21 protein-coding genes are annotated in these 25,120 nt (G+C 39.1%); 12 read left to right on the forward strand and 9 right to left on the reverse strand.

Annotated features, from left to right (window positions below):
• Positions 1–44 precede the first annotated feature (44 nt).
• Positions 45–1,079 (reverse strand): FecR family protein, encoded by a 1,035-nt coding sequence (locus AABK36_RS14055; RefSeq protein ID WP_309938271.1) that lies wholly within the window; start codon positions 1,077–1,079, stop codon positions 45–47.
• A gap of 312 nt (positions 1,080–1,391) precedes the next feature.
• On the opposite strand from AABK36_RS14055, the gene AABK36_RS14060 reads away from it, so the two are divergent.
• The 4 genes from AABK36_RS14060 (at position 1,392) to AABK36_RS14075 (ending at position 6,472) form a co-directional block, all read left to right on the forward strand.
• Complete coding sequence (locus AABK36_RS14060) at positions 1,392–1,946, forward strand: RNA polymerase sigma factor (RefSeq protein ID WP_309938270.1); 555 nt, start codon at positions 1,392–1,394, stop codon at positions 1,944–1,946.
• A gap of 78 nt (positions 1,947–2,024) precedes the next feature.
• On the forward strand, positions 2,025–3,353 hold the full coding sequence (locus AABK36_RS14065; protein ID WP_309938269.1) for a hypothetical protein: 1,329 nt from the start codon (positions 2,025–2,027) through the stop codon (positions 3,351–3,353).
• Between the two features lie 141 nt (positions 3,354–3,494).
• Complete coding sequence (locus AABK36_RS14070; RefSeq protein ID WP_309938268.1) at positions 3,495–4,280, forward strand: metal-dependent hydrolase; 786 nt, start codon at positions 3,495–3,497, stop codon at positions 4,278–4,280.
• 179 nt (positions 4,281–4,459) lie between these two features.
• Positions 4,460–6,472: a T9SS-dependent choice-of-anchor J family protein gene (locus tag AABK36_RS14075; protein ID WP_309938266.1), complete on the forward strand. Its 2,013-nt coding sequence runs from the start codon at positions 4,460–4,462 to the stop codon at positions 6,470–6,472.
• Positions 6,473–6,534: 62 nt separating this feature from the next.
• Here AABK36_RS14075 and AABK36_RS14080 read toward each other — a convergent pair whose 3' ends face one another.
• Positions 6,535–7,941: an alpha-amylase family glycosyl hydrolase gene (locus AABK36_RS14080; protein WP_309938265.1), complete on the reverse strand. Its 1,407-nt coding sequence runs from the start codon at positions 7,939–7,941 to the stop codon at positions 6,535–6,537.
• Between the two features lie 137 nt (positions 7,942–8,078).
• Here AABK36_RS14080 and AABK36_RS14085 point away from each other — a divergent pair, with 137 nt between their 5' ends.
• Entirely contained in the window at positions 8,079–8,417 is a 339-nt protein-coding gene (locus tag AABK36_RS14085; protein WP_309938264.1) for a winged helix-turn-helix transcriptional regulator, read from the forward strand.
• Positions 8,418–8,605: 188 nt separating this feature from the next.
• Positions 8,606–10,072, forward strand: a complete 1,467-nt coding sequence (locus AABK36_RS14090; RefSeq protein ID WP_309938263.1) for a hypothetical protein — start codon at positions 8,606–8,608, stop codon at positions 10,070–10,072.
• Positions 10,073–10,078: 6 nt separating this feature from the next.
• Here the strand turns inward: AABK36_RS14090 and AABK36_RS14095 are convergent, their stop codons facing one another.
• Positions 10,079–11,155: a hypothetical protein gene (locus tag AABK36_RS14095; protein WP_309938262.1), complete on the reverse strand. Its 1,077-nt coding sequence runs from the start codon at positions 11,153–11,155 to the stop codon at positions 10,079–10,081.
• A gap of 54 nt (positions 11,156–11,209) precedes the next feature.
• On the reverse strand, positions 11,210–11,878 hold the full coding sequence (locus AABK36_RS14100; RefSeq protein WP_309938261.1) for a hypothetical protein: 669 nt from the start codon (positions 11,876–11,878) through the stop codon (positions 11,210–11,212).
• Between the two features lie 264 nt (positions 11,879–12,142).
• Between AABK36_RS14100 and AABK36_RS14105 the strand changes: the two genes are divergently transcribed.
• Positions 12,143–12,997, forward strand: coding sequence for a hypothetical protein (locus tag AABK36_RS14105; RefSeq protein WP_309938260.1), 855 nt, complete (start codon positions 12,143–12,145; stop codon positions 12,995–12,997).
• A 55-nt stretch (positions 12,998–13,052) separates the two neighbouring features.
• Here the strand turns inward: AABK36_RS14105 and ygiD are convergent, their stop codons facing one another.
• The 3 genes from ygiD to AABK36_RS14120 form a co-directional block, all read right to left on the reverse strand.
• Complete coding sequence (gene ygiD, locus AABK36_RS14110) at positions 13,053–13,967, reverse strand: 4,5-DOPA-extradiol-dioxygenase (protein WP_309938259.1); 915 nt, start codon at positions 13,965–13,967, stop codon at positions 13,053–13,055.
• A 3-nt stretch (positions 13,968–13,970) separates the two neighbouring features.
• The gene (locus tag AABK36_RS14115; protein WP_309938258.1) at positions 13,971–14,501 is read right to left on the reverse strand and encodes a YceI family protein; all 531 of its coding nucleotides are present in this window, start codon (positions 14,499–14,501) and stop codon (positions 13,971–13,973) included.
• Positions 14,502–14,588: 87 nt separating this feature from the next.
• Positions 14,589–15,098, reverse strand: a complete 510-nt coding sequence (locus tag AABK36_RS14120; RefSeq protein ID WP_309938257.1) for a Crp/Fnr family transcriptional regulator — start codon at positions 15,096–15,098, stop codon at positions 14,589–14,591.
• Positions 15,099–15,301: 203 nt separating this feature from the next.
• Between AABK36_RS14120 and AABK36_RS14125 the strand changes: the two genes are divergently transcribed.
• The 5 genes from AABK36_RS14125 to hisB all read left to right on the forward strand — a co-directional run bounded on the left by AABK36_RS14125 (position 15,302) and on the right by hisB (position 21,419).
• On the forward strand, positions 15,302–16,669 hold the full coding sequence (locus AABK36_RS14125) for a S41 family peptidase (RefSeq protein WP_309938256.1): 1,368 nt from the start codon (positions 15,302–15,304) through the stop codon (positions 16,667–16,669).
• A 391-nt stretch (positions 16,670–17,060) separates the two neighbouring features.
• A complete protein-coding gene (gene hisG, locus AABK36_RS14130) occupies positions 17,061–17,918 on the forward strand; it encodes an ATP phosphoribosyltransferase (RefSeq protein ID WP_309938255.1) in 858 nt (285 codons plus the stop codon).
• Positions 17,919–17,942: 24 nt separating this feature from the next.
• The gene (gene hisD, locus AABK36_RS14135) at positions 17,943–19,238 is read left to right on the forward strand and encodes a histidinol dehydrogenase (protein ID WP_309938254.1); all 1,296 of its coding nucleotides are present in this window, start codon (positions 17,943–17,945) and stop codon (positions 19,236–19,238) included.
• A complete protein-coding gene (gene hisC / locus AABK36_RS14140) occupies positions 19,231–20,295 on the forward strand; it encodes a histidinol-phosphate transaminase (RefSeq protein WP_309938253.1) in 1,065 nt (354 codons plus the stop codon). Before hisD ends, hisC begins: the two co-directional genes overlap by 8 nt.
• 20 nt (positions 20,296–20,315) lie before the next feature.
• Positions 20,316–21,419 (forward strand): bifunctional histidinol-phosphatase/imidazoleglycerol-phosphate dehydratase HisB, encoded by a 1,104-nt coding sequence (gene hisB, locus AABK36_RS14145; protein ID WP_338390278.1) that lies wholly within the window; start codon positions 20,316–20,318, stop codon positions 21,417–21,419.
• Between the two features lie 76 nt (positions 21,420–21,495).
• On the opposite strand, the gene AABK36_RS14150 is transcribed toward hisB, so the two are convergent.
• Entirely contained in the window at positions 21,496–23,922 is a 2,427-nt protein-coding gene (locus AABK36_RS14150) for a zinc-dependent metalloprotease (protein ID WP_309938252.1), read from the reverse strand.
• A gap of 234 nt (positions 23,923–24,156) precedes the next feature.
• The gene (locus AABK36_RS14155) at positions 24,157–24,993 is read right to left on the reverse strand and encodes a DUF2911 domain-containing protein (protein WP_309938250.1); all 837 of its coding nucleotides are present in this window, start codon (positions 24,991–24,993) and stop codon (positions 24,157–24,159) included.
• Positions 24,994–25,120 lie beyond the last annotated feature (127 nt).

Genomic DNA, 25,120 nt, shown 5'->3' on the forward strand with positions numbered 1-25,120 from the left:
CTCAAAGCCATGCTCCAACATGCTTTAAAGAGGCTTTTGATTTCTTATTTTTCGAGCGTGCCTTTTTGGATGCGCACATATCCGTCCTCGATTTCATATTCGAAATCCAACACAAAGGCCAAGCCTTCCATCACCTGATCGACAGACTCGTTTTTAAAACTTGCGTTGATGGTCATCGATCTGTCAAATTGCCTCGCGCCAATAACCTCGACTCCATACCATCTCTCCAACTCAGCAAAAACCTCATGAACCGATTTATGACTAAAAAGCAAAACATTGTCTTTCCATTGGCATACCTCCTTGGCTTTGAAATTCCTCACTTCAAATGAAGATTTATCAATATCCAGAACATACTCTTCCTCAGGCTTCAGTATCACTGGTTTTTCTTTACCATACTCAAGGTTAAGCCTTCCGCTTACCAATGAAGCCTTGAAGGTTTTTTCATCTCCAAAAGCTCTGATATTGAAACTCGTCCCAAGAACTCTCCCCACCACATGCGCTGTATGCACTAAAAAAGGCCTTGTCGAATCGCTCTCCACATCAAAAAATGCTTCTCCCTCCAAATAGACTTCTCGATGGCCTTTATTGAATGCCAATGGATATTTCAACTTGCTCCCAGAATTCAAAACCACCTTGCTGCCATCCTCAAGAATCACTTCTCGCTTTTCGCCAAGCTCTACAGCAATCGTATTCCATAACTTTTCTTCTTGAGAATATTGCAAATAACCTCCAATAGAAGCCATCAAAAGCAAGGCAAATGACGCTGCCACGGCAATCCATCGTCGATTCATTCTTATTGGCCTTGAATTCGTTTCCTGTTCGACAATTTTGCTCAATTCCGTCGACTCGGCCACTTTTTCCATTTCATACATTTTCTCAGCCAACTTCGATCTTCCTGTCGCCAAGTTGAACTTCGGAACATTCAACATATCCGATTGGTTCTCCATTTCCATTATAATACTCAGAGTTTCTCTCAGCTCTTCTTCCTCAAGCAACCTTTCCTCCACTTTTTGGCGCTCTTCAGAAGTCAAGCTCCCTCTGGCAAATTCCATCAAAAGCAAATAATCCTTGTCTTCCATCTTTCATTAAGTATTCATATCTATGACAGAAAAACCTCAAGCCTACCTCAATGACTTTTCATTAAGCATTTGTTATCCGTTCATTTCCCAAAAGTGACTTAAACAGGGTGTTTCAGCTGAATCCAACAGCTTTTCAATCAAATTGAAACACATAACAGTCAATAAAGTATCACTCAAAGTTCTGAAAGTCCGCAAAGCCAATCACACCATCAAATTTTCATATTTAAAAAATCATAAACTTAAGAATGGAATAATTTTGAAATAACCCTCCATGAATACATTTGACTACCGCTAGAACTAAACACTATAAAGATGACTGAAATTGATGATCAAAGGCTTTTCGAAATGCTTAAAAATGATGAAAATGCATATACGGCTTTCGATACGCTTTTCACAAGACATTATGAAAAGCTTTGCCAATTCGCATGGAGATATTGCAACAACAAATATCTTTCAGAAGATTGTGTCACGGATGTATGGTTAAAAATTTGGGAAAAAAGAGAGCTCATCGAAACGCCTGAAAATGTAAGGGCTTATTTGTATAAAATGGTAAGAAATAAATCCATTGACATGATGCAAAGCCATTCTAAAAGATCAGGAATATTAGGCATGCTGGATGAAGCCATGACCATTGCTGACAATACGAACACTGACGACGCTATTCTTCAAGGAGAGCTAAATGCTAAAATAAACAAAGCCTTGAAAAACCTCCCTGAAAAAGCTTCGACAGCATTTACTCTGCACAGATTCGAGCAAATGAGTTATATCCAAATCAGTGAAATATTGGGAGTATCCGTAAGCAGTGTGGAAAAATACCTTATAGCCTGCCTGAAAGAACTTAGAAGCGTGCTCAAAGCTCAAGATTAATTATTTCATACTTTCCATCACAGCGAATCCACTTGTCTTTCAACTCCTCCACTCCTCGCTTCTCTACATATCCAACCTTTGCATCAATGCGTTAGTTATGGCTATGTGAGTTTGTATTCTGCGATTTCCAAAACGAAGCCATTTATCCAGAAAGCTTCTTCTCGAAAAGGCCTCGATCAAATGCCTTTGCAAGCCAAAATCGGTTTCGAATTTGAAGTCGGAAATTGGGAAACGCTCAAAGAAGAAAACAACACGGAAGGAAAACCTCATAAGGTTTCACTGAAAAAAAACGAACAGCTTCTGAAAAACGAATTCTTCGAGCTTAAAGCGGATGAAACCAAAGATGACAGATCCGACTTGGAAATCGCAACCAAAGCCTTTGAGGAAAATGAAGATGGCTTTAGAGAATTAAAACATACAGCAAAACTGCTCAACGAATTCTTCTCTTCATTGGAACCCTTTGACGAAGCTCATCTGCCTGTGGAAAAATTCTCAGGAGTAGGAACGATCACAGGACAGTCCACGCAAATAGTTGTAAGCGGACCTCCGCATATCAAGCCTCAAGTTACTATGGGCATGACTTTCGGAAGTGTCATATCTCTTTTTGAAGATTTGGGCACTCAGCAAGAGGGCGAGGAAAAACAGCTCAAAATAAGACGAGAAAGAGGACGCAGACAGCTTGCCCATCAAAGCGAACATAGTGTGAGAAGCGGCCAAAGATTTGACATTGCGATGCAATATGCTGAAGAAATGATTGAGCAAGCAAGCCTCGAATTCGACACCTGTGAAATCAATTTTTTCAAAAGCAGAGAAAGCTTGTATGCTGTTACGATGATACTGCTCAATTATCTGCTCAAAGGCAAATACGGACTATTGACCTACCCAAAAGCCATAGCCTCGTTGATTTCAAGAACAGACTTCGCGACAGTCATTAACATGCTTCATCCCGACGACCTTGAAGAACTGCGAGATGACCATGGCAAACTATGGTTGCGATACTGGAGTCAATTGGAAAAAATGCTGAATATGAAATTATCGGAGCCAGTGTTCGAAGGAGGGATATATTTGAAAATGGACAACGTAGCTGACAAACACATGCTCAATTGCCTTACACGGGAGAAATGGCTTATGGGCATGCTAAACGGTACTGACTATCTCACCACAAAACATTTTCCAAATCCACAAGTGGCCGAAGAGCTAGAATCACTGGGAGAATGGGGTAGTAAAACTGATGCCCATCCGGAGTTTCACTCTGGCGTTCCAATATTTGAATTGAGAAGCGCTCAAGTGCTCCAAGACCATTATTCCATCCCGCCATTCATGCAAGAAGCCTTTTCCTATATTTATTCCCTCAACAAAGACATGGGGTTCAAATTCGGAGAAATCGTACCTGGCCTACCTCATTAGTTAGATCTTATCTTGGGATAATACGCTTCAAGTTTCCTTCACAAAAATATTTGCCATAAATACTTTTTCATGAAATGATGCTACTTATTAAGCTCCTTTTTTCATAATTTCATCATTGCAAATTCAAGATAACTAATAAACATGGACATACTATCGCATGCCTTTTCGGGAATAGCTTGTGGAACAGTCATTGCTTCTTATGGAAAGAATAATTGGAAAGAAAAAGCCAGCATAATACTAGCGGGAGGATTAGGAGGTGCCATACCCGATATTGACGCTGTGTCCATGTGGTCAAAATTCGATCAAACCATTGGCAAGGCTCTGGGCTTAACAGCATCCGGCAAGAGTATTTATGTAGGTAAGTTTTGGTACTCGCATCATGGCTTCACTCATTCCATTCTGGCATCGATATTATTTACATTGTTTTTCTTGGCTATCATCTCGTTTTTTAAAAAACATTCCATTGAGAATACCCGAAGAAACAGCTGGATGGCGCTTTCTTTTTTGAGCGGCATGTTAGTACATGCAATCGAGGACATGCCTACGCCTTGGGGAGCTTGGGGAGGCGTGAGATTATTCTTCCCAAATGAAATGTATATTGGAGGATTTGGGAACATATGGTGGTGGAATAATTACGATCTATTTCTGATTATTTGCGCCGTAATTTTCATCAATATATCCATCATCAGCCTGCCTATTCGAGTACAAAACCTAAAACGATTCGCATGCAGCTTGACATTTATGCTTGGCTTGGCTTTCGGTGCTCGACAAATTACAACCCGTCCAGTCAATTTTAATGAATTAAACAAAACACAGAATTATATGCAGTTGGAAAAAAAATCCAAAGAAATTCAAAAAGAAATACTTGGTAAAAAAGTGTATAATATCATGCATGACATTGATCAAAAAATTCCTTTTTATTTCTAAACTATCAGAATAACCCAATCAATAAACACATAACTAATCAAACATTAACCTATCTTATTCAAACTTAAAAAATTCAGTTAATTATTTCATAAAACCACTTAATCAACGCTTTACGCTTCAATAACTAGTAGAACTAATGGAATAAATATTTTTGCTTCTTTCAACAAAAAAACATAAAAATGAAGAAGCATTTTCACTCAATACTTTTCATTGCTTTTGCTGTTGTTTCCTTTACCGTTCAAGCTCAAACAACCGTGCTTGTCAATGAAGGGTTCCACAGTGGCTTAGGAGGAATGGATCAATACAGTTTTTCCGGCAGTGCCAAATGGGGAACCACCAGCTACGGACAACCCGCTCCAAGTGCGAAAATGAGCGGATACTCCAGCAGATCCCGCAAAAATGAAGACTGGTTGATCTCTCCAAAATTAGATCTTTCCAACTTTTCGAATGTGGAACTATCATTTGACGAAGCAATCAACTACGAAAACAATGTCGCCAACAATTGCAAAGTAATGATTTCAACCAATTACTCAGGAAGCGGCAATCCTTCCAATGCTAATTGGATACAAGTAAACATGTCTGCAAGAGCCAACGGCAACAGCTGGACTTTCATATCAACAGGCGTATTGGATTTGAGCAATTTCACTGGAAACTCAAACGTGCATATCGCTTTCAAATACACCTCCTCCAATTCATCTGCGGGGACATGGGAAATAGACAATATTTACATTACAGCAAACACCCAGGTTCAAAATGCAGCTCCGACTATTTCAAGCGTCGGCACCACGCCTGAAGGCATAATCACAAATACTGATGCGGTTTACATCAATGCGAATATCATCGATGATAAATCTGTAAGCTCTGCCAAAGTATCTTGGGGATACTCGAGCAGTCAGCTTGCCAACAGCATTGTTATGAACGATTTAGGAAACGATATCTATAAAAGCTCCACAAGCATTCCTCCTCAATCAAGTGGCACAAAAATTTATTATCAAGTCTCCGCTACTGATAATGACAGAAGCACAACTTCCTCGACAGTTAAAAGCTTTTCTATTGAAAGCGAATACCTTGACATCGTCACTTACAATATAGAATGGCTTGGAAAGCCGAGCAAGGCAGGTTTAAGCATTAGCAGAGATTCCCAAATCACTAAAGCAGCAGAAGATATAATCAACATCGATGCTGAAGTTTACGCGCTTCAAGAAATAGTCGTCGATCCTGTAAACGGCGATGCATTAACAGACTTGATAAATAAGCTGAATGCGCTCGACAATGCAAATACATGGTCAGGCGACTACAACACATACTTTTCTTATTGGTGGAACCCCAATTACAATTCGTTCCCTGCCCAAAGGCAAGCTTATGTTTACAAAACTTCAAAAGCGAGCAATGTATCATTCACGACACTGCTAACATCCGAAATCTCTTCAGGAGATTCTCGATTCGGATCTGGGAGATTGCCTTTTATGATGGAAGCTGACATTATGATCAATGGCATTACTCAGAGAATACACCTTGTCAACCTTCATTTGAAATGCTGCACAGGGAGTGCTAACAGACGAAAAAGCTCCATGCAAACTTTAGTCAATGAACTGAATAACAACTACCGCAATGCAAATGTAATCGTGCTCGGTGATCTAAATGTAGCGGACCAAGGAGGAGCTTATGGGGAAATATCGACATGGGGTATTTATGACGACAAAGATTCCGACGGAGCCAATGACTACGAACATGCCGCTGGATCGGTACAAGACTTAAGCTATTATGATATCGACCATATTTTGATTTCTAATGAACTTACAAGCGAATATGCCGCTACTCCTTCAAACCTAAAAAATCAAGAACTTAACACCAGCGTTTCCGATCACAAGCCTATCAAGACTTCATTGACATTCCAAAACACTGGCAGCAGAACTAAAAACACCTCCATCGAATTCAAAGACAATGAAAACTCTGCTGAAAATAGCTTGAGAATTTATCCTAACCCTGTTGAAAATGGGATAATATACCTTGATGGAATTGATTCTGGCAAAACAATTATTGTGAACATTTTTGATGAACAAGGCCGATTGGTTATTTCAAATGAAGTAAATGAATCCAATTCGAAAATCTCTGTGGAGGAATTGCCAAGCGGCATTTACTTTGCGGAGATATCCAACCAAATCGAAGCGATTAAACTCGTCATCAAATAAAAACAAAAAAGCTGGCTATTACAGCCAGCTTTTTCTCATTAAAGGCAAAATATATATTGAATTTAGCTGTGTTTTCCGCTTTTGACAAATACCTTATAGCCCCAAGGAGCCATTTTAACCTTGTCTTTTCCATTAAAAACCTTAGACTCTGAGCTAAACACCTCTTGATAGCTTCCCTCATGAAAATCGCTTTCTATCGTAGCGTCAAGTTTCGAGTCAGAAAAATTAAGCAATACCACTATTTGATCGCCGTTTTTCTCTCTGGTGAATGACAACATCTTCTCAGGAGCTGAATTCTCGATTTTTATCATGCTTCCTCCCCACTTGCCATTCCAAAGAGCTTGATTTTCCTTTTTCAATGCCAGCATGGTCTTATAAAAGTCAGCATATGGATGTTTTTTCCATTCGATCAAATCCTTGTCGAAAAACGCCAACTTTCTATCCAAGCCGGCTTCTTGCCCGCTGTAAATCAAAGGCATTCCTTCCACAGTCGTCGCCATGACCATGCACACTTCCACCGCGTCTCCAAACATGCTGAAAGGCGTTCCTTCCCATGAGTTCTTGTCATGATTATCCACAAATGTCATTCGAATACCGTCTTTTGGGAATGTATTCACATGATGCGCCATATATTCATTCAAAACACCAAGACCAGCTTTGCCTTGAGCGACTTCATGCATTTCTCTGTACAAGCTCCACGCATAAGTCATGTCAAACGATTTCTTGTGCAAATCTCTCGATTCCCATTCCGCCAACATGAAAACTGGCTTAATCTCATCCAATTCCATTCTAGCTTGATCCCAAAAGTCCGTTGGCATGAACCCAGCCACATCGCAACGGTATCCATCGATATTCGCTTCTTTCACCCAAAACTTAAGAGCCTCGGTCATGTATTGTCTTACTTCAGGCTTTTCGTAATCAAAGTCAATAATATCCGACCAATCATACCATGGAGTTGGCTGAAAATTACCCTTTGAGTCTTTAGTATACCAGTCAGGATGCTTTTCCACTAATGGATTATCCCAAGCTGAGTGGTTGCCAACCCAGTCTATGATGACGTGCATGCCCATGCCGTGAATTTTATTCACCAAACGCTTGAAATCATCCATCGATCCAAACTCAGGATTCACAGCATAATAATCTTTAACAGAGTAATAACTTCCTTTTTCTCCTTTTCTATTTTTCTCTCCAATAGGATGAATCGGCATCAACCATAAAATGTCAACGCCCAATTCCTTAAGCCTTGGCAAATGCTCTTCGAAAGCTTTGAAAGTTCCTTCAGGCGTAAACTGCCTGATATTGACTTCATATATTGAAGCGTTTTTGCTCCACTCGGGATGGGAAATCTCTACATAAGGTTTGGGAGCGTAAGGATTGGAAACTTGATTCGTTTGTTGGCTATCCTTCTCTGCCGGACAATTGCATCCAAACATCAAAGCCAAAGCCATTATCATGAAATAATTCTTCATAAGTAGGGGTCTAAAAATAATAACTAAAAATAACTTTGGGATAAAAAAGTATTAATTTAAAACCAAAATCAAGACCTAACCATTACGTTACTAAGTTACTTATAGGTTTCTTTACTGATTATCAACTAATTGCATAGATGTTGAATACTGAAAAAAATAAATCTTATTGCCCACTGGCTCATGCCTTGGAACTTATTGGAGGAAAATGGAAATGCTTGATCTTATTTCATCTTATCGAAGGTCCCAAACGTTCGGGCTCACTTCAAAAAGACGTTCATGGCCTATCCAACAAAGTATTTTCGGAAACTGTAAGAAGTCTTGAAAAAAACGATTTAATCTCAAGAACGGTTTACCCTACTGTCCCTCCAAAAGTGGAATACAAGCTAACGGACTTGGGAATAAGCTTGATTCCCATACTAAAAGCCTTGGACGATTGGGGTAAAAAACTAGATGCTCGAACTTCTTCGAACCTTTAAACCCCTCATATTTTTCAAATTAATGATTGAAAAAGCTCTGTTTAGCATTTCACATGGCAATGCATAATTATCAAAAACTTCTATCTTTCATCCTCTATTAGATCGCATATTAAAATAATTCACTGCATACGCGATATGTAAGCACAAACTTTATAACAAATTGAAGGTTAGATTTTCAAATGGCTAAAATGGAATTCCATCCTCGCAATTCGAAAAACAGCAAAGCTCGCTCCTTGCCAAGAAAAGGAGCCTATATAGCCGATCATCGTAGCGAATCCATTCAGGCTAAATGCATTCAATCTCTTATTGACAAAAAAACTCCCGTCCAAAGGCTTATTACCCCAAAAGCTTTCAAAGAACAAACCTTCGAACCCGATCCAAATCAAAGAGTCTTTCGATATGGCAATTACTTGGAGCTTCAAACCATAGAAAGACTGCTATACACATACAACAATATACTACTGAGAAATATTCGGCATCAAAACTCTTCAAGGCTGGAAGGTTCGCTTTCATTCAGCCGCTTGGAATATCGTAGAGAAGATATGGATGACTTTCATCAAGCCTACGCTCCACCTCAAAATGAAGAAATCGCTCATCAAATGCTTTCATTACTGCAAGAAATGGAAGATAAAATATTCAGCATGATAGGCACAAGAGGTCCAGTGATGTATCCTCAATTTGACAATCCTGAAGGCGCTGTTTTTTATAGAAAAGCATTGCTTGAGCTTTTGGAAGATATTCAAAGAGACCACATCCAAATTATCAAATACATCAGAGCCAATAACCTTAGGCTTTGGGTTCCGGATATTACGAGAATGGGAAGAGGCGAAGCTGATCGCATTCAAGAATTATGGAGAAGCGTTACTGATGGCAAACAAGGCCTAAGATATAAAGACAGGGTAAAAACAGGAGCTCTCCGCTCTGAGCATGTCGAAGGTTTCTTGGATAAAGTGCATGCGATGAACGCTAAGCTAATGTCTGTTCATCAAGGGAGAGACCTTTTAAGCAGAGTAAATGCTATGACAGATTATCCGGTTAAGATCGTTCCTCATAACTTGTCCAATCAAGACAAAAATGAAAGCATCTCATTTAAAAGCGAAGGCCTGATCAGAGCCGACAATCGCAGAAATAGAGGCGTTTCCCCGACTGTATTTCTTCCGCACTCTATTTCGGATATTCATCAAGTGGGAATGGCCACGAATTGGACAACTCAGAGCCAACCTGAAGAATCTGTCGACAGCCCTTTGGAAGGGGCTAGAGCCATTGCCAACTTTATGATGTCCATGGTGCAACAAACAGTACCTAGAGTAACGCAAAGCCATGCGCATGAGAGGAGGCGTTCCGCCGAGTCGGAATCAGATTCAGACTCTTCATTTGATGATATTGAAGAATTTGCCATATCCTTTAAGGAAGGCGACTACGTATTGCATCCATCGTATATTCGCTATGCGAAAATGCTTGGTATGGCTCTAAATGCGCAAGAGGGATCTTCTCGCATCAACAAAGAATTCAGAAGAGAAGAAGATCTTCCTTGGAAAAGCAATGAAGAAAAAGACGTTGTCACTTTTGTGGAAAACCCTATTCGCGAAGACTTCAGCCTTCCAAAAAGAAAATGGGCCACCTTGTTTGACACTGACAAATTAGGTTGGAGATAAATCAGTTTATCCAATATATTCTTTCACTATTTTTTTGATTTGCTCATATGACTTATGGTTTTGCACATGCGGCAATGCTATCAACTCCTCAAATTCGAAATCAATCTCGGAATTATATTTAGCCTCCTCATCAACAACCAAACTTAACAAGCTCATCCATTTTGGATTTTTTATCGCTTCTTCATGCATTAAAAGTTCCACCAATTCCGAAAACCAATTATAGTAATCCCAACCCTGGCATAAATCGCCTTCATCATCCACAAAGGCGACAACCTCGCCATACACCTCCTCCGAAACTTCCTCAAAAGTCAACGAGCATTTCACCAGCCTTTCGAACAAATCCGCCCATTCAGCGCTTGGCATAAAGCTCTCATTCTCCATGATTCCAAAACATACGCTCTTGGCTGCCTCAGGTAATTGGATGACTCGTTCATCAACATCCAAGATCTTAATCCCTTTACGCAACAACTCTTTGGGGTCATGCTTCTTTGCACTATCGAACTCTCTTTTCATGAAAGACAAATACTCTTCTTTCATATCATCATTTATATCAGCGCCATAATCTTTTAATACCGAAAGCATGCTCTGCAAACCTATCAATTCCTCTTTCGACGACTTTCTGGATTGAGCATCATAATCTTCATCCTCATACACTTCAATGTTCTCACGAACTAAAGTCATTCCATAATCGATCAAAGATCCGCTAGCAGTGCTATCCGTCTCATCATCCAACCACTCCACAACACTTTTCACATCGGCTTTGTATGAAATCAAAGTCTCTACAATCTTTTTTTTCACCCCCACTTTCGATATATTATTTTGCAAAGCAAACAGCAAAGCCGGTCCTTTGTAGTAATCATATACTGATGAATAAAGATTTGGGTCAGCGCCTTTGCCCAATACATACTCAAGGGCATTCAAAGCGCCCTCAAAAGCTAATTTTGATAAAATATTGGCGCCTTTTTCTTTAATCAAATTGAAATCCACTCCCTCCAAATCCAGCGGCTCTTTATCAAGGCCATTTCCAAGTTGCTCTAGCAAACTTTTCACTTCATAGTAAGTCAAAGGAACTTTCTCACTCATTGCGATGAAAATTTATTATAGAAAAATATATTTATTAGACATTATTAAAACCCATCAAGCAAACTCCAGATTCGAATCCCAAACAATCTCGATATTCTCTCCCAAAATCCAACCTACAGGAGTGATATATGGCGTTTCTCCAATAACCGGGGCTAGGTTTACTTTTGCGCGACGCTCTTGATCCGCAAAATAAGGAAGCTCGGAACAAGCCAAAGTATCCTCTCCCATTTGAAATCGATCATCGTATTTTTTTCCCTTAAAGGATTTGGCTGTCGGAATAATAACGTCATTGACATAAGCTTGATCCCAATCGCTGCATCTGGCGATTACCGTTCGTGTTGATTGCCTTACCACATCTTCCCAAGTTGATTCTGTATAATCCAAATGCGTCATTTCCAATATCTCCGCTTCCGTGTCAAGCTCCACGCACAATGCTATATGGCTCGGCATAAAATAAGGCGATTTGCCTCCTACCTCCTTGGTCGCGCTGCCAATCACTTTGGAAGAAAACTTTTGATTATCTATCGTGAAAATCAAATCTCCTGGTTTCAGCCTTAAAAAGCCTCTATGCTCCAAAGCTCCCCATTGCGGGAATTCTGTATTTTCCGGCAATGCGTAATAAAGCGAAAATCTTATATAGGGGAAAAAGTGCTTCATTGCCCACAAATAAGGCCTCGTTCCTGTCAGCCAAAACAACAGCCTATACCACAATTTCTTGATCACAATAATTATAATTTCATCAATTAAAAATGCAAATAAGCTTCATTTTTATGAATTAAAAAAATGAAAAATTAGACATATCAATTTTTATTTAGACACTAAACAAAACCTTCAACACAAACCCCAACAATAAGGCAAGTTTCCAAAACCATGTTTTCTTTAAATTATTATAAATTCAACTAAAAATATTTGAAAAAGCACTTTAATAACATTAGTTTCATAGCGCTAAAATTAAAACTAAACATTAACTACAAATTTACACCTACCATGAACAAAACTAAAACTACACTTATTTTAATTATACAAATATTATTTATAATTATAAATACTCAAGCCCAATCTTCAAAATTCAGAGCTCAAGGATATTATTATAAAGCAAAAGAACTATTTGAAGATAAAAGTTATACCTCCAGTATATCCTACATCAAAAAATCTCAAAAAGAACTTAATGGCTCAAATATCCAGCTACAGTACCTTTACATTATGAATCTTGTGAAGCAACGCAATTGGGTGGAGGCTCAAAAGCAAATGGAAATATTCTATAAATACGAGGAAAGGAAGTTGCAAGCAGTCAAATTTTCCAACAGTGTGGACAAGCTAACTGATGATGAAACTTATCAATTGACGAAAGTGCTTGTGGATATCGAAGAAAATGCCAGCTATCAACAATCTCCAGAGTACCGAGAAAAACTTCAAGCCGAGGAGGACAAAAGGAACAAGCAGCAAATGTATAATGAGATCATAAGCATATTTAACAAAATCACCTCAACTTATTCCGCTTATGATGTAACTAATTACTCCATGTCACGACGAGAAACGTCCATTTCAGCGAAAGAAAGCTTCAACTCTGGAGGATATTACGATAGTTACAACTTTGACATATTCGACATATACAGCCTAAAATATACCCGTTTCGGATCATCTGGGAATACATTTATATCTGTCGATCTTAACAAAACCATAAGAAGCGAAAGATATGTCAACAGAGGTTATGAATACTACAATGTGCAATCGGCCAGAATTCCTATCAATCATCGATATAAGAACGATAAATCCAGCTTTAATGAGGAAAGCGAAAAACTTTGCAATCTAATCAAAGAATATAAAGAAAAATATCATTAACAAAATGCTTCAAAGCCAGCCTTATTTCTTTGTGCTGGCTTTGAAGTTGAATGCGCTACCCAACCCTAAATGATGTCATAGAGATAGACCCTCCCACGCATTTATCATTGAAAATATCTATTTCTTCACGATCGCCTTGCAAAGCCAAAGCGTAAAGCATAGGAAAATAATGATCGGGAGTTGGAATGGCCAATCTGGCAGCTTTTCCTAGTTTTTCATAATTGATCAAGCTCTCATGCTCTTTGCTTAAAATCAGCTTTTTGAATTTTTCATCTATTTCCAGTGCCCAATCATAGCCAAACTCGCTATTGATACTGCTCATCGACAATGGCATTCCTTTAGGAGCTCCAGCTTTGCGAAGATTATGAACCATATTTCCACTCCCCAATATCAATACTCCTTTTTTTCGAAGATAGGCCAACTGCTTCCCGAGCTCGTAATGGTACTGAGCAGGCTTATGATAATCTATGCTCATCTGCAAAACAGGTATATCAGCATCAGGGTACATTTGACGAGCTATTGTCCAGCAACCATGGTCCATGCCCCAGTCATGATCCATTCCAATGGAGTAGTCCTCAGCCAAATACGTTTTAATCCGTCCTGCCAATACAGGATCTCCCGGAGCTGAATATTGAACATCATACAATTCCTGCGAAAAATTGCCAAAATCATGGATCGTTTTCGGCTCTTTCATAGCCGTGACAGCAGTTCCTCTAGTCAACCAATGCGCAGAAATACAAAGTATAGCTTTTGGCCGTGGAATTTCTTCAGCTAGTTTTGTCCAGTAATTGCTAAATTCATTGCTTTCTATGCCGTTGGTTGGACTTCCGTGGCCGATAAACAAGGCCGGCATTGCCTTGCCATTTGATTTTAAACTTGTTTTCATATCCGACAAATATTGTGCGGCGGGCATCAATGGAGCTGAAAGGCCCAACATCGACATTTTCGCCATGAACTTTCTTCTCTTCATTGATTACTTATTTTCCTCCAGCACGCAAATGATATTCACATCAACTGTTTTCCCAACCATAAAACCTCCACTGGGACCTAAATCAAAATCCTTTCGTTGGATTGTAAATTTTCCGTTCAAAGTATTTTCATCATAGGCGAATGGAATGGTTACTTGTTTTGTCACCCCTAGCATAGTCAACTCACCGGCAACTTCATAACCATCTCCAGACTTTTCAACTGTAGTCGAACTAAAGCAAATCTCAGGAAACTTCTCAACATAAAAAAAATCCTCCTTCTTCAAATGCTTATCTCTGCCATTGTTTTCAGTATCAACAGAAGCCGCGTCCACGCATACGTTAAAACTCGCATTCTCCAAATTATCTGGACTAAACCTCACCTGCCCATTCATCCCCCCAAAGCTTCCATCCACTGACCCAAAGCCCATATTGGAGACTTCAAACTTTACTTGGGAAGATTCAGAAACTATAGTTTGAGCATTTGCCACCATTAAGCCAGCAACAAAAAATGCCATTGCCAAAATTATTTTTTTCATAACCTAAATGTTTATCTTGATTGAGTATATGCCAAAAGTCCCATAACTTCAGCACTTACGCATTCACCTAGGTTAATAAATAGCTAGTCATTCAAGCTTTTTAGCCGAATTGCTACGAATTCTACTCAATGCTTGCGGTGTGATACCCAAATACGAAGCAATCATTCGTTGAGGCACTCGTTGTGTCAAGCCAGGGTACATTTCTAAAAAATGCTCATATCGTTCCAAAGCGGAAGAGCTCATCTGCATTAAAATACGGTTCTGCAATACGCCGATTCTCTTAAGCAATTTTTCCACGCCTGCTTTAATTTCTTGATTAGAAAATGCGTCTATAGTTTCATCAATCACCAGCACTTCCGACGCTTCTAGAGCATCAATAAAGAGATTCGTTTCCTTAGAGTGATTGATCGCATATACATCTCCAATGATCCATCCCTCAGGCGCCAACAAAAAAATATGCTCTTTGCCTTTAGCGTCAATCACATATGAACGCAACAGACCCTTTTTAACAAAATAACTGCGTAAAGTTTCGTCTCCCTCACGCTGAAGAATATCGCCTTTACTCACTTTCTTTAATGTGAATTCTGAAAAATCCATGCGCGTTTATTTCATAATGCAGTGCTAATATAAAAAATGATTTGAACAAATTACTACAAACTCATTTAACCTATATCCATAATAAGTTCATTATAACTCGATAAAAAATACAGAAAAAATCACACATAAAACAAAACACCTTTTAATTAATAAAAAATTCTCTTAATTTATCTCTAATAACTTACTCACTAGACTGCACAAATATGAATAAAACACTATCACTAATACTAATTCTATCACTGTTTATTTTTCAAGCATGCAATGAGCAAACTAACGAACTTGACAACCAACAACCAAACACTCCTTCCGATGAAGAGTCAATTGCCAATAGAAACTCAATCAATTTGAATATTTATGGACAAATGAATGATGTCTACCTATGGAGAACTGAAATGCCTTTATTGAGCAATTTGGACACAGCTCAAAACCCCAGAAGCTTTTTCGATCATTTGATATACAAAGAAGACGATCGCTGGTCATACATTACCGACGAATATCAAACGTTTGTAAACTCGCTTCAAGGCATTGAAAAATCATTCGGATTTCAAATCTTGCCCTATTTAAAAGCTTCCGACTCGGATGAAATAATCGGGGAAATAGCTTTTGTGGAGCCCAATACCCCTGCCAGCGAAGTGGAAATAAAGAGAGGTGAAAGAATTGTCAAAGTCAATGGCTCAACCATCAATCGAGACAATTACATTGAATTGCTTTATGAGACAGATCCTATGAATCTTACTCTCCAACAAGTCAACGCTCAAGGCCTAGTTCTTTCGGAAAGAGAAGTTAGCATTTCAGGAGTAGAGCTGCAATCCGATCCTTTTTTGATAAATAAAACTATTGAATATGGCGGGCGCAAAATCGGCTACTTGGTATTCAATTCATTTATACATGAAACTTTCGACGAAAAACTTCAAAACATATTCGACGACTTCAAAGGGCAAGGCGTAACGGAATTCATTCTAGACCTAAGATATAATTCAGGAGGAAGCGTAAAAACAGCCAACATGCTCGCGGACTTGTTAGCTCCTAGCATGTACGATGGAGCTTTATTCACTCAAAAAATATGGAATGACCGATACAATGAATATTTCATTCAAGAAGAGGGTGAAAACTCCGAAGCTCTTAAAGATTTTATTTCTCAAAACAGAAACAATTTGGAGCTTAGCAGACTGTACATAATCACTGACAGATACACAGCTTCAGCTAGCGAACTAATCATCAATGGCCTTTCTCCATACTTGAATGTAATATTAGTAGGCAGAACGACAGCAGGCAAATACACTGCTTCTATTACTCTGCAAAACGATGTGGATGAAAATTGGGCAATACAACCAATTGTCTACAAGAGCGCCAATGCGCTTGGCAACACGGATTACGGAGATGGGTTCATTCCTTTATTTGAAGTTAGAGATGATTTTCAGCACCAACTAGGCGATCCTGAAGAGGCAAGACTGGCTACAGCTCTCAGCGATATAACAGGAATCGCTGCCAGAAAAACTTTCGATCAATCAACCATAAGAGAATCTCTTCCTATACCTAAGGACGACAGAATGTTTGATGAATTAAAATAATAAATACTATGCGGTATCATTCCAATCTATGATACCGCATACTTAATAGAATCATTTACACGCATTTTTTTATCGTATTTGATAATATTTTATCATATATTTCATAAGCACTTGCATATCATTTTAAATTCTCCAATATTTTCAGAAAAAAGCTTGGTTGAAAGCCTTTTATTGCAAATATTTGTGTAAGTGAAGAGATACACACACATATCGCCCCTCAATGCAACTGCGCATGCACACGCGCGTCATTTCCATCATTCCCTTTGAGGGGAATTAAGCATCATATTATCTAGACTCAACTGAGGTTCTATTCCTCATGATCTAATGCCCGAAAAGCATTGGAAACACTTTCGTATTTAAAATACTGTACTATAAACATCCTTTTTTTACCATGACTACTATTAGAATCGCCATTCAAAAGAAAGGCAGACTCAGCGATGAATCCATCAAATTGCTTAAAGAATGCGGCATCAAATTCAGCAACGGAACAGGCAAGCTTAAAGCCAAAGCGTCCAACTTTCCTGTCGAGTTTTTATTCCTAAGAGACGATGACATACCAGGCTATGTAGCTGACGGTGTGGCGGATCTGGGAATCGTAGGTTTGAATGAAGCCGTGGAAAAAGACAAAAACACTGATATTGTCAAAGAGCTTGGATTCTCTAAATGCAGACTTTCATTAGCTATTCCAAAAGATAAAGATTATCCTGGCCTGCAATATTTCGAAGGACAAAGTGTCGCAACATCATATCCTAAAATTCTTGAAGACTACTTCAAGGAAAAGGGAATCAACGCCGACATTCACGAAATCAGCGGTTCGGTTGAAATTGCTCCTAGTATTGGTCTAGCCGTAGGTATATGCGATATTGTAAGCACAGGAAGCACGCTTATGAGCAATGGTCTTAAGGAAGTTGAGGAAATCTTCTATTCTCAAGCGGTGCTTTTAGGCCACAAGGATCTTCCTGCGGAGAAACAAGCGATATTGAATAAACTTTTGTTTAGAATTGACGCGGTTCAAGAAGGCAAAACGAAGAAGTATATCATGCTTAATGCTCCAAATCATTCTTTAGATCAAATCATTGAAATCTTGCCGGGCGTTAAAAGCCCTACCATCACTCCGTTGAAGTCAGAAGGATGGAGTTCTGTTCAGGCAGTTATCAACGAAGATGATTTCTGGGAAGTAATCGAAGGCCTTAAAGCCAATGGAGCTGAAGGCATACTTGTTCTTCCAATCGAAAAAATGATTGCCTAATCCTCAACTTTAAGGATATAATTCATGGAAAAATTCATTGAACCCAACATAAATGACTGGCCGGAGCTTATCAGCCGACCAGTCAAAAATTTTGATGACATCAAGAAAATCGTCCAGCCGGTGCTTGACAAAATCAAACATGAAGGTGATTCAGCGCTCAAAGAATTTACGCAAAAATTCGATGGAGCTGAAATAAATGATTTCTTGGTATCAACTGAAGAGTTGGACAAAGCCTCGTCACTCGTTTCTCAAGAGTTGAAAGAAGCTTTGCAACTTGCAAAAAACAATATCGAAAAGTTTCACGCTGCTCAAGCTGATGAAGTTTTGACAGTGGAAACCATGCCCGGAGTTAGTTGCGTTAGAAAAAGCGTTGCTATCCGCAAAGTAGGCTTGTATATTCCAGGAGGCACAGCGCCGCTTTTCTCAACGGTTTTAATGCTAGCTATCCCGGCAAAAATCGCTGGATGCAAAGAAATCGTTCTTTGCACACCTCCTAACAAAGAAGGAAACATACACCCAGCTATTCTTTACGCGGCAAAGCTCACAGGCATAAATACTGTTATCAAGGCCGGTGGAGCGCAAGCGGTTGCGGCGATGGCTTTCGGCACAGAATCCGTGCCTAAAGTGGACAAGATATTCGGGCCGGGCAATCAATACGTTACTGCGGCCAAACAAATCGTCAGCCAGTCTGAAAAAGTAGCGATTGACATGCCGGCAGGACCTTCAGAAGTGGCCGTTTATGCTGATGCTGCTTCGATCCCATCCTTTGTCGCTTCAGATTTGCTTTCACAAGCCGAACACGGTGTAGACAGTCAGGTAATATTAGTAGCGGACACCGAAAAAACCGTAGATGAAATCAATGACGCTGTTGCCGAGCAATTAGAGCTACTTTCTAGAAAAGACATTGCCATTGAAGCTTTGAAAAACAGCCGCGCTTTTGTCATCAACAACAAACAAACTGCTATTGATTTCTTGAATGAATATGCAGCGGAACACTTGATATTAGCAAATGAAGACGCTGATGATGTAGCGGAACAAATCATAAATGCAGGATCTGTATTTATAGGAAACTTCACGCCGGAATCAGCCGGAGACTACGCATCAGGCACAAATCACACACTACCGACAAATGGTTACGCCAATGCGTACAGTGGAGTATCATTGGATAGTTTTGTAAAGAAAATCACTTTCCAAAAGATTACTAAAGAAGGAATAAAAGCCATAGGTCCAAGCATTGAACTCATGGCTGAAGAAGAGCAACTAGATGCTCATAAGAATGCTGTTACTTTGAGACTTAAATATTTACAGGAAAATGTTTAATCCGGAAAATATATTAAGAGCGCATCTCAAGGGTCTTAAGCCTTATACCTCTGCCCGCGACGAGTTTTCCGGGCAGGCCAAGGTATTCGTTGACGCCAATGAGAATGCTGAAGGATCTGTTTGCGACATTGCAGTTAATCGTTATCCCGATCCCTATCAACAGACTGTAAAAGCCAAAATCAGCCAAATTCAAAATGTTCCTGCTGAGAATATTTTCCTCGGCAATGGCAGCGATGAAGCGATAGATTTGCTTTACAGAGCATTTTGCGAACCGGGCAAAGACCATGTGCTTGTACTACCGCCTACGTATGGGATGTACCAAGTTAGCGCTGATATCAATGGCATCGAGACTCGCAAAGTTTCTTTAACTGAAGATTTTCAGATTGATCTTCCGAAGACCTTGGAAGCGATCAACGAGCGTACCAAGATTATTTTCCTTTGCACGCCAAATAACCCAACGGGCAATCTATTGAAAATCGATGACATTGAAGCTGTTCTTCGCGCCAGTCAAAACATAGTGGTGGTCGATGAGGCTTATATCGACTTTGCCGATCAAGAGTCTTGGAACCAAAGACTTGAAGAGTTTCCAAATCTGATCGTCATCCAGACATTTAGCAAATCTTGGGGAATGGCAGGCCTGCGTCTTGGGATGGCTTTCGCCAGCAAAGAGGTTATAGATATTTTGAACAAAATCAAGCCTCCTTACAATATCAATGAGCTTACTCAGCGACATGCCGGTGATGCCCTTGATAATCATGAAGGCATGAAAGCATCAGTTAAAACTGTCCTTGATGAAAGGTCCAAGCTGAAGTCTGCTTTATTGGAGCTTAACGACGTTCAGCATATTTATCCTTCTGACGCTAACTTTCTTTTGATTAAAATCAAACATGCTCGAAAAAAATATGAGCAGCTGCTGAATGAGGGCATAGTCGTTCGTGATCGATCAAAAGTCGAATTGTGTGAAGAATGTTTAAGAATTTCGATAGGAACAGCTTCAGAAAATGAATTAATCATCGAAGCCTTGAAGAAAATAGAGTCAAGCACTCAAGAAGCTTAAACTCAAAAGAAAATACAGCCATGAAAAAGAAAGTATTATTTATAGACAGAGACGGAACGATCATCTTCGAGCCTATCGAAGACCAGCAAGTCGATTCTCTAGAAAAATTGGAGTTTCTGCCTAAAGCAATCAGCGCTTTGAGAAAAATAGCTGAGCAAACTGATTACGAACTGGTCATGGTAACTAATCAGGACGGTTTGGGCACAGACTCTTTTCCGGAAGACACATTTTGGCCTGCTCAGAACAAAATGTTGAAAACCTTGGAAAACGAAGGAATACACTTTGCGAAAATCCATGTTGACAAGACATTCGCTCATGAAAATGCTCCTACGCGCAAGCCGGGGACAGCTCTCTTAACCGAATATTTCTCTGAAGAATATGATCTAGCGAATTCTTATGTGATTGGAGACAGATTGACGGATGTCCAATTAGCCGAAAACTTAGGCTCAAAGAGCATTTACATCAGTGAAGATACTTCAGCCCAAGCGGACTTGATTACTATGGATTGGGATGAAATCTTTAGATTCCTCGCTTCCAATACGCGATCGACAACAATCCAAAGAACAACCAAAGAAACAGATATTCTCATCAAACTGAACTTGGACGGCACTGGCCAATCGGATATCTCTACAGGAATGGGATTCTTTGACCATATGCTGCATCAATTGGCTTATCACTCTGGCGCAGACTTAACGATTCAAGTTAAGGGCGATTTGCACATTGACGAGCACCACACCATCGAGGACACGGCTCTAGCGCTAGGCGAAGCTTACTTGAAAGCTCTTGGAAACAAGAAAGGAATAAATCGCTATGGGTTCTTCATTTTGCCGATGGATGATGTTTTAGCTCAAGTAGCTATCGACTTCAGCGGCAGGCCATGGACAATGTGGGATTGCGAATACAAAAGAGAGAAAGTCGGCCAAATGCCTACAGAAATGTTCTATCATTTCTTCAAGTCATTCTCCGACACTTCCAAATGCAATCTGAATATCAAAGCAGAAGGTCCTAACGAGCATCACAAGATCGAAGGCACATTCAAAGCCTTGGCAAAAGCCATAAAAATGGCAGTAGCCATCGATCCTAAATTCAAAAACGTATTGCCTTCCACTAAGGGGATGCTATAAACAAAACCCCATGCTGAACAATTTAGCATGGGGTTTTCTATGTATAAACAATTTTGCTGAATATAATTCGCAAGAGTTATTCGAAAATAACTTTCGCCACTTCAAACCCATCTTTTGTATATACAAAAACATTGTAAACCCCTGAATACATCCCAGTTATATCAACATCAATGCTATTCCCTTCTGAAATTATTTCATTGATTATTCGCCCGGCAACATCAACAACAATTACTTTTCGAATGTTCGTCGAAGCCTCTACTTTAAATAAGCCTTGATTAGGATTCGGATAAATTTTCAAACCAGAGATTGTTTGAATACCTGTAGGCTTAAGCACGTTAATTGTATGAGACACAGGTTCTGCTTCATTCCATATTCCTTCTTTGCCTGATTGATTCGCAGTAATAGTAACATCTCCTCCATTTATGAACTTCAATTCGTTGCCATTAACGATTTTCACAATGCTTTCATCGCTTGAAGTGTATTCAATTTCGAGCCCCGAACTGGCGATAGCACTCAAGGCATAATTCTCACCTCTGCCTATAAACTCGCCCTCAATAGAGTCAAATGTAATAATTTGATCCATTGGCCCTGTACCTTTATCCCCAGCCAAAATCGGCTCATCAGGCTTTAAATGATACGCAAAATCAATAATTTCAACCTTCTTGCCATCGGAAGCTACCGTAAATTGTGCCCAACCATAATGAACATTTTCATCTATGGTAAAACGAAATCCTGCAAATCCTGACTTACCTACCCAATCTTGGTAATTGTCATTAACCAAATGATGAAGGTTTTGATAGTCTCCTCCTTCTACCCAATTTGAATTTGGACCTATAACATCTCCATTATTTAACAAACTGACATTTTTATAATTATCCGCAATTATTGAATGCCCATAAGCTTCAATCTCAAAGCTTGAGCCATTATGCCAAATTCCATGACCATAATTGGAAGATAAAGGGCCACTATCCATTTCTCTACTAAAAAACCATTTGGCAAAAGTATTAGTATTATCATCTACAACTCCAGAGCTTTTACTATCATTATCACCTCCATATTTAGTATCACCGTAAACAATTATAAATGAATCATAAAAAGAAATAGACAAGTCAACCAATTCTCGTAGAGTTTCAGGAAAATCAGAGGTTAGATCTGTAAATACAGAATTTTCAAACAACACATTAATTCCTGTTATCTTATGACCTTGTTGATGATTAACTGCTTTCCCTTCTAATTTAATTCGTACACTACTCTCAGATATTCTCTCAATGTTTGTTTTAAGTCCTACAGGAAGGCCAGTAATAGTAAAGTCCACATCCTCCTTAAAGTCGATATCAGCAAATGATGCATTCTGAACTTCAACTTCCAATGGATCAACAGTTCCATCATTCAATTCACTATTTTCGAAAAAAGTTGATTCCTGTACGAACACTCTTGGATTGTTATCTTTTGGAACATAGCCTAATGTGTTTTTTAAATTATCTTCCGAAATCAAATTATTCCTACCTATAATATCGCTGCTCAACACACTTCTCATAAAATCAACCTGCCCTGTTGTAAACATGCTTGGGCAATTTGAATAATCCATGTAATTATGAACGTTGAATTTGAAACCACAATCTGGGTGACCCTCAGAATCACAATTGCCATTATTAACTGTCCATGCCGCTGGTGAGGCAGGCGTATCATCAATCCCATCATTGTATGAACATGATCCAGTATCGTTAAAAGTATGAAAAAGCCCAAGCCAATGTCCAACTTCGTGAGTCATCACTCTACGCATATGCGTTTGATTTGAGGTCCAGTTTTCAGGCCCTGTATCTCCTAAGTAATGGTAGTTAAAAACAATCCCATCATACTTAGCGTGATCTGTACCAGTAACCTGTTTTGGACGATAAGCCCATCCCGAATTAGTATCTTTATTTTCATACTCAGCATATTCTGTAATATATACATTCAAGTACATGTTTTGAGGAAATTTTTTTATTGTCACATCTTTCATTTTCATATGCGGAGCATTTTCCCATCCTTGGCCCCCATAATGATTCGATGTGTGATATGTTACTCCTTCAATAGTATTTCCATTTGCATCTGTGACAGACACTGGCTCTCCATCCTTGTCAAATCTAGCCAAGACAAATTCAATATTCATATTTGCTGCCAATGCATAAAATGAAGAATTAACACCTGTTGGCGTATCATTATTTTTCTTTTGAAAATCTTCATTTAGAATTCTTACTGCCGACTCTATTTGTTCTTTAGTAATTTTTGTTGGATCAGTTTTATGATGAACATGAAACATAATCGGAATGTATAATTTTTCCGTATTTGAAATCCTCAAATTAGATAATGATTGCTCTTTTGCTCTTCTTTGGACTTCATCAGGAATTTCAATATTGTGATTACCGCAACTAAAATTCCCTTCCTGTGTGGTTTGCCCAAAACTTTGATACCCAGATAAAAGACTCATCGCAAAGCTCAAACTCAGTAGTTTCCCTTTCATTAATATGTGCATTTTAAGTTCGTTTGACTGCGAAATAACATATAATTTTCTTTATTTAAATAAAAAATATAGCAAATCAACGAATAATTCCATTTTTTAAATATCCTCCTAATTGAGTATAAATTATGTAAGGGAAAATAGAAATGAGAAATAATAAAAAATAAACGCGCATAAAAAAGCCGTCTTCCTCGATCAGAAAACGGCTTATCATTTATTGACAATAACACTCAAAGATTAAATCGAAGACCACTTCGCTATATTCTTTTCATTTCTCTTCACATAAGTTTGATTACCATTCTTATCAGCTAGCTTTTTTGACTCTTCAGCATACTTGATCGCTTGCTTGTATTCGCCATTAGCGGCATACACTTCCGAAATAGTCAACAATTCCCAGTATCTCTGTGTCTCTTCTCCGCTTTGCTTCACATATGCCAAAGCCTCTTTATTTTCACCGATGCTTAGCATGTATGTCGCCATAGACAAATACGAACCTGGTATGCTATTAATTTCTTTGATCTTTTGATCGATATTAGCCAATGCCAATTCTTTCGTTGGAGCTTCAAACGGAAGCTTTACGCTAACATCTCCCCAAGCAATTTGAATCGCGGCGGCATTGTCAGTAATATCCGCGACTTCGATTTGCATAGTCTCGACAAATGTATGTTTCTCCGGTTTCACATCCACTTCAGCTACATTCAACGAAGCGTCATACCTTCCAGAGCCCCATTGCTCAGGATTAGAATTCAAGATCAACTTCCATGAATTCTTTCCAGGAATTGAAAACAAAGCATATGTTCCTGCGGGAACCTCTTTCCCCCCAACAGTAACCGCCGAGCTAAATGTAACTGAGGTAGCTTTATTTGCTCCCGTTCTCCAAACTTCGCCGTATGGAACAAGATCCCCAAACACATCTCTTCCCTTCACCCCAGGTCTTGAGTATGATATCTCCACTTTTGTAAGACCAACAGTATTAATCACTGTCGAAGATGGACTTGGCTGAGGCAAATCTTGAGCGAAAGTAACAGAAGCCGAGAACATCAGGCAAGCTGCCATTGTTAAAAACTTTTTCATTGTGGTTATATGGTTTTAAAAATAGTTAAAATAATCAGAGCTTGCTTTTCTTTCCGCAAAACGCTTTTTCAGCAAGACTCATTCTAAATTTAAAAAAAATGACTCATTTGTCAGTCACATTTCCATT

The sequence above is a fragment of the Aureibacter tunicatorum genome (assembly GCF_036492635.1).
Lineage (GTDB): Bacteria > Bacteroidota > Bacteroidia > Cytophagales > Cyclobacteriaceae > Aureibacter > Aureibacter tunicatorum.